Here is a 6,296-nt window from a genome sequence, read left to right as displayed (position 1 = left end):
GGTAAAGGTCATTAGTCATTGGTCATTGAACCCTGGAATGAATCAGGGCGGGTTTTGTTGTTTATTTCTTTATCGGTGAGGAGGGCGGGTTTTGTTGTTCCGTTATCGGTGAGGAGGGCGGGTTTTGTTGTTCCGTTATCGGTGACTATCTAATTGAATCCCTAAACCCGCCCCTACAAATTTTTCCTAAACTCCAAAGACTGCAGGGTTATTATTTCCGGATGTTCTCTACTGAATCAAAATTACTGCCTCTTGTGCCTTCGCATTGAGGGCTTTTTTCAACTCTCGCCCTACTTTATTAATTAATTCATCAAAGGTTTCTTGATTCTCAATCAGTTGTTCTCGAAACACCTTCTCTAACTCGGGCTTCATTTGCTCACATGTCGAGTTAATCTTATTGTCATTCAACAGAAACTGACGACTCCAGCCGGGAATATCTAACTTGGTTTTAATCGCTTCCTGGGTTTTGCTGCGCGTGATTTCTACACCAGCCGCCAGTACCGAAATCCCATAAATGACTAACAGGGGCCAAGCCAAATGTCCAGTTAAAATCAAGGCAATAATTCCACCAACTGTTCCTCCACCAATCACGAGATTGACAATTAATAACACGGCATCCGCCAAGATAGCATCGCCCACAGAGATTTCTGGGTTCACGACATCCGGATCAATCCCTTCTTCAAATCGTAAACTGCTTCGGGGTATCTGATATTTTTGACAAATTGGGTCAGTTTCCACCGATAATTCGGGTTGAATCTTGCTGTTAAACCAAGTAATTGATTGATTTTTGACAATCTGTCGTGCAGATTCAGTGCCATTATTCCCCATAGCATCATGTTTAATCCACGCCTCCGCCTTCTGCTTCATCCGAGTTTCTAAGTCACCTAATGTCCGGATCTTATTCATGCGCCAGTCTTGTAAACTTGGTTTAACGGCGTTGTCAATTAACCCCTGAGATAGCGGTTTAATTAACAGTTCAATTAACTCAGGAATATGTCGTTCAATAATTGATTTTAGTTTCTGCGAATCAAACCTTTGATCCACTTCTTTTTTAAACGCTTCCGCCCGTAAATCCCAGCGTCCCACTCGTGCTAATCCCAGGGCGATACACCGTTCTGGTTCAGGATCAGGGCGCACCTGGGTAGCGGGTTCGGGGAAAATTTCATCGCAAATCTGACGGGTAAATTGCATCCGTGATGCGCCCCCTGTCATTAATACAACTTTTGGAGTTATCCCTTGTTCAGCCAAAGTTTCTTTTGCCTCAATCACTGACTCCTGAAATGATTCAATCCAACTTTTCCCATCCAATTCCGTTAACGGTTGATTCAATATCTCCGTCATGACAGATTTATTGACTTGGGGGATAAAATAAATCTGTTCGTTAATCGATTCAAAGCCACGGGCAAAGGATTGGGGATGGCTATAGACTTGTTCGTTAGAAAAATAATCTTCTTTAGCTTTACGGCTAGCCAAGAGACAACGAGCTTTATGATGGGGATATTCCTCAAACACCCATTTTAATAAGGCGGTATCTTCATAGTTCGCCACGGTTCGCTCAAAAATTGCCTTGTCAATCAGAAATGCTCCTAAGGTATTACTACCAAAATCTAGGGGAATTTCATGTAAACTCTTGACTAACGTAAAATCGGTTGTAGACGATCCAATATCAATAATTAGTACCGCCGATTTGAGCTTATCATAATCTAGCTTCCCCGCTTCCTTTGCCTGCATAAAAGCCGCCCGTGATTCGGGAACCACGCTGAGTCGGGGAATTCCGGCTGCTTTACATATTGTTTGGTACTCTTGGCGATCGCGCTTTGACCAGCCAGAGGGACAACCGACGAAAAAATGGCTCTTTTCCTCTCCTTCTAGTTGTTTGCTTTTTTGTAAAATATGGTAATATGTTTCTAGAAAATGGCGGATGGTTTTGCGGTAATCTAAATCCGGATTCGGTTTTTGTTTGAAGGCAATATCCAGTTGAGTTACACCCACTTGAATTAAAGCCTGTTCCCCCACCAAATAACCTAAATCAGGATGCCAGCCCAAGGCGGTAATTTGCACCTTCTTATTATTCACCTCCAGCATTTCTGGGGGATCAATGCTCTCCACTAGCGCTTTAGCCACGGCTGTTTCACCGTGTCCTAAATCAAATCCAATGGTCTCTAAAACGTGCATATTATCTGGAATAATAGGAGATAATGGGGACGTGTTTAGGGTTGAAATACTTTCGTTGTGTTCAGAGTTGGTCAAGGAAACTACATCAGTCATAATTAATTATTTATTAGCGTCTCGGTTCAATTACCCGTCCCCGCCGCAATAAGCGATCGCCTTTGACTAAAGCGGGCGCGATTGTAATATACTCTTTAGCATTGGGGTTGATACTTGGCTCGAAGTCAAAATACTCCCGATGACTTTTGACATCATCCGGTTGATAGAGTTTGGCTTCAATACCCTGCTCGATCAAAATTTGGGGTATAAGTTTAGTCAGTTCTAGCGCCATCTGGGGCTTTTCTAGAAAAGATGCGCCTATCAACCGTTGTAGCAGATTTAATAATTCAGGTTGTTCCTCAATTGCATTCTCCTCGACGGTTTTCTTCCCATCTTGGGCTTGAGCAACGGCTAAATCAATAGTATTGAGAGCTTCTGCTATGTTGTCTAACAAGACTTGACTATCGATTCGCAGGGTAAGCTGAGAGGCTATTGATTCAGGCTTGTCTGAAGGGTTTTCTAGAGAACTTTTCTCCAGTTGGGAGACAACCTCAAGCCCAACCAGCAACGCCATCAGCAAAATATCCAGCCACGCCCCTGGCGCATCGGAACTCAAGTTGAACAGGGAATCCAAGATACCGATACAGATAAGTCCCTGGAGAACTTTGAGAATTAGGCGTTTGGGAGACAACCGTCGCCCTGTTTGGTCCTCAGACTCCGGTTCTGGGGTGGTAACCCGCATCGGGTTGGTTGGATTCGCCGCCGCTAGCGTCGCCACAGACTGGCGCAGTGCATCCAGGAAAAAAGCCGCCAGACGCACTTGAGAGACACTCAGTCCCCCAATGTAACTGCTTTCGAGAGTGTTGAGTTGGTTTTGCACCAGCATCACCACCTGTTCTGGATTCGTCGTTTTATCGATCGCGCCTTGCAGTTCCTGCCGTTGTTTGCTAAAAAGCGTTAGTAATGTGGTCATCGCCTATTTTGAGACTGTCGCACTGCTTCTAAGTGATAGCCTAAAGCAGTTCTTGGTTGTGTGGAATACACTCCTAAGCTTATCGTTGATGGTTCATTCTAGGTAAACCTCTGGATATGAAGCCATCCCAACAACATTGTAGAGACGTTGCATGCAACGTCTCTACAAAGAAGCCAGCGTGATCACAAAGGAGTGAATCTACTGGCGCCGCCGTGACTGTTGTTTCTTGAAGATAGCCCCAAATCCCAAAGCCAAACCTGATCCCAGAATAGTCAGCGGTTCAGGTACAGAATCATAAGCGTGGTTGTCGCTTTCAAAAGCGAGGGTTTCATCATCACCCCGTTGAGTCAGCACCACCTGATCAAACCATTGCTGTGATCCCTCAGCCGAGAAATTCATATAAGGATTGTTAGCCGCCTCCGTTTGATTATCACTCCCAGCGCCGGGACCTACTCCCAAACTGACAAAATCATCGGGCGTAAACCGGGCTAAACTTGTATCGCCCCGGAAAAATTCAATTTGGTTACTCGCATCCATGGAACCCCAGTGCATACCCCAATAGTTGGAGGGTTTAGGTAACTGAATCGAGACTTGGTTTGTGCCTACATTATCCTGAGAATTTGTTGGCAGTGATAGGTAAGCTGATGTGTTATTCTGAGTCAGACCGGAAAAGGGAACCGCCCCTGTTGTTGGTACAAGTGCGCCACCGTTATTGATAACTAAAGTCTCGTCTGGCGTGTAAGTTGCTCCTTTTTGATTAACAGTACCCACCGTGGTAAAGTCAAGGTCTGGCGCATCATTGAAATCGATAACCACAGCACCGGGTCTACTGGTAGTCAGTCCCTCACTTCCGGCTGGGCTGCCTTTGAGTTCACCACCCGTTGTAATTGTAAACCCACTCAGGGAAATAACACCTATCATAGCCGTCGCGGTAGCTGCCACGGTAGTGATGACTGATGCATCCTTATTAATTGTCATCGGTTTATCAAGCTCATCTAGTCTTTATAAAGAGAACTTTATTTGTTCCTCTAGGTAGATGTTAATTTAATAAAGTTTGCTTTTAGGTGAAACTTTAGTGAAGATAGCCGCTTTAATATCAGCATTTATATAAAGATTTGGTAAAAGCAAAATTTCCCTTGCTTTAGCGAAGTCGGGGATCTGAGGAAAAATCTAATGTCTATAAATTATTTTCAGTCATCCACACAACAAACATTGTAGAGACGTTGCATGCAACGTCTCTACAAAGAAGCCAGCGTGATCACAAAGGAGTGAATCTACTGGCGACGCCGTGACTGTTGTTTTTTGAAGATAGCCCCAAATCCTAAAGCCAAACCGGAACCTAGAATCGTCAGCGGTTCGGGAACTGGACGATAAGCGTGGTTGTCGCTTTCAAAGGCAATATTATTATTATTACCCAGTTGAGTCAGCCGTACTCCGTTAAACCATTCGTCTGAGTTATCAGAAAAGAAATTAACGTAGGGATTCGCTCTTGCAAGTCCTTGGTTCCCAGGACCGCCTCCAGCTTCTACATCTAGACCCAAAGCTGTTAAATTATCTGGGGTAAATGTCGCTAAGACTGTACCATCTCGCAAAAATTCAATCTGGTTAGCAGGAGTGTTAGCACTTGCATCATCCATAGAACCCCAGTGTAAACCCCAGTAGTTTGACAGTGTAGGTAACGTAATGGTAACTTGACTTACACCATTGTTATTATTTGTAGGAAGTGAAAGGTACGCTGATTCGTTGTTTGTAAACCCAGTAGGAGGACCGGAATAGGGAATAGCACCTGTTTGATTAACAAAAGCGCCACCGTTAGTGATAACTAAAGCGTCTCCTGGATCATAGTCAGCACCTTGTTGATTAACATTACTAACGTTTGTAAAATCAACACCAGGAATTGCATCAGCTTCGTTGAAAGTAATGACTCTTGCATTAGGTACAGTAGTGGTTAGTCCTTCAATTCCAGCCGGACTACCTTTAGCTTGACCGCCCGTTGTAATTGAAAAAGCACTGGCGGGATTAACACTTAATGTAGTCGCAGCGATCGCTCCTACTGCCGCAGCTATCGATAATTGTTGAGTAGACTTTATAAATGCTTGACTCATCATAAACTCTCTTGAAGTAGATGTAAATTTGTCTCTATAGATAGATATTAATCTGATCAAGCTTCAAGTGGATGAAGTTTTGGTAAAGATGTAGCCCCAAAACTCAGTATTTATATAAAGTTTTTATGAATATTCAACAAACATTCTCAAAACTTCACCACGAACCCCCAGACCGAAAACGGCTCAAAACCAGGAAAAACAAGCGTTGCAGAGAGTTAAAGGTCAGATAAAGTCACGCCTGACTTAGTAATTGACGTAGGTAATTACCGAGGGGTTGGGCAACTGGCGCGATTAGCACCAGCCAAATCCCCGACTTCTCAGGGAAATCGGGGATCTTGTCCTTTGAACTTAAGAAACAACCACAGAATCACCACCCTTATGGGAATGGCGGATACGCCTCATCACCCAGAACCACCCTCCTCGCAGTAAACTCGCCATCGTTTGCGGGAAAAGACTTGCCCAGAGATTAATTCCCACACAGATACAAGCTAACCCTAACAAGATGAATGTAGGCGCCATCACTACCCCAATCATCAACCATGTCCAAACATGGAATACCATCACCCCAGCCGGAATATAAGCAAGTACAGCCGCAAACCGTACCTGACGTTGAGGGCGCTGGAGTCCCGTCAAAATCATAGTCTGTAGCGTCAGCAGTAAGTTAAGGGGAACTAACCCCCCACAAATCGCCACACAATGGGCGCGGGAAAATTCAAGTATGGAAGTGAGATCAAACATGAAAATATTGCCATAGGTACTTTTGCTAGTCTATCCTGCAAGTCCTAAAGATACCTGTCCAGAAAGGCTGACTTATATAACCAATTTACAAAGCTTTTACAATCCAACATCAAAAAAAATGGAATAAACCAAAGCACAGTTGTACAATATGACGGTTGTATTGGGCGTATGCAGGCATTGATCGAGCGCTATACCTTGCCTGAAATGGGCGAACTCTGGACGGATACCTATAAGTTCAAAACCTGGCTACAGGTGGAAATTGCGGTTTGTGA

The 6,296-nt window shown here is 44.1% G+C and carries 5 protein-coding genes; all 5 read right to left on the bottom strand.

Translation table 11 applies throughout. The features are described 5' to 3' along the window. Nucleotides 1-228: 228 nt before the first annotated feature. The gene (locus tag ACLFWI_RS24950; protein WP_446415164.1) at nt 229-2,175 is read right to left on the bottom strand and encodes an Hsp70 family protein; all 1,947 of its coding nucleotides are present in this window, start codon (nt 2,173-2,175) and stop codon (nt 229-231) included. A 106-nt stretch (nt 2,176-2,281) separates the two neighbouring features. Next, on the bottom strand, nt 2,282-3,181 hold the full coding sequence (locus ACLFWI_RS24945; RefSeq protein ID WP_446415163.1) for a hypothetical protein: 900 nt from the start codon (nt 3,179-3,181) through the stop codon (nt 2,282-2,284). Between the two features lie 198 nt (nt 3,182-3,379). Then, a complete protein-coding gene (locus tag ACLFWI_RS24940; protein ID WP_446415162.1) occupies nt 3,380-4,159 on the bottom strand; it encodes a PEP-CTERM sorting domain-containing protein in 780 nt (259 codons plus the stop codon). 296 nt (nt 4,160-4,455) lie between these two features. Then, the gene (locus ACLFWI_RS24935; RefSeq protein WP_446415161.1) at nt 4,456-5,289 is read right to left on the bottom strand and encodes a PEP-CTERM sorting domain-containing protein; all 834 of its coding nucleotides are present in this window, start codon (nt 5,287-5,289) and stop codon (nt 4,456-4,458) included. 345 nt (nt 5,290-5,634) lie between these two features. Then, on the bottom strand, nt 5,635-6,024 hold the full coding sequence (locus ACLFWI_RS24930) for a hypothetical protein (protein WP_446415160.1): 390 nt from the start codon (nt 6,022-6,024) through the stop codon (nt 5,635-5,637). Between the last annotated feature and the right edge of the window lie 272 nt (nt 6,025-6,296).

Source organism: Coleofasciculus sp. (assembly GCF_046539235.1).
Lineage (GTDB): Bacteria > Cyanobacteriota > Cyanobacteriia > Cyanobacteriales > Coleofasciculaceae > Coleofasciculus.
The sequence above is the reverse complement of the archived record's forward strand: the minus strand, read 5'-3'. Positions and strand labels throughout refer to the sequence as shown.

Coding starts and splice junctions, on each gene's coding strand:
- ACLFWI_RS24940 (WP_446415162.1), bottom strand. CDS start 4,159: ATGACAATTAATAAGGATGCATCAGTCATCACTACCGTGGCAGCTACC.
- ACLFWI_RS24935 (WP_446415161.1), bottom strand. CDS start 5,289: ATGATGAGTCAAGCATTTATAAAGTCTACTCAACAATTATCGATAGCT.
- ACLFWI_RS24930 (WP_446415160.1), bottom strand. CDS start 6,024: ATGTTTGATCTCACTTCCATACTTGAATTTTCCCGCGCCCATTGTGTG.
- ACLFWI_RS24945 (WP_446415163.1), bottom strand. CDS start 3,181: ATGACCACATTACTAACGCTTTTTAGCAAACAACGGCAGGAACTGCAA.
- ACLFWI_RS24950 (WP_446415164.1), bottom strand. CDS start 2,175: ATGCACGTTTTAGAGACCATTGGATTTGATTTAGGACACGGTGAAACA.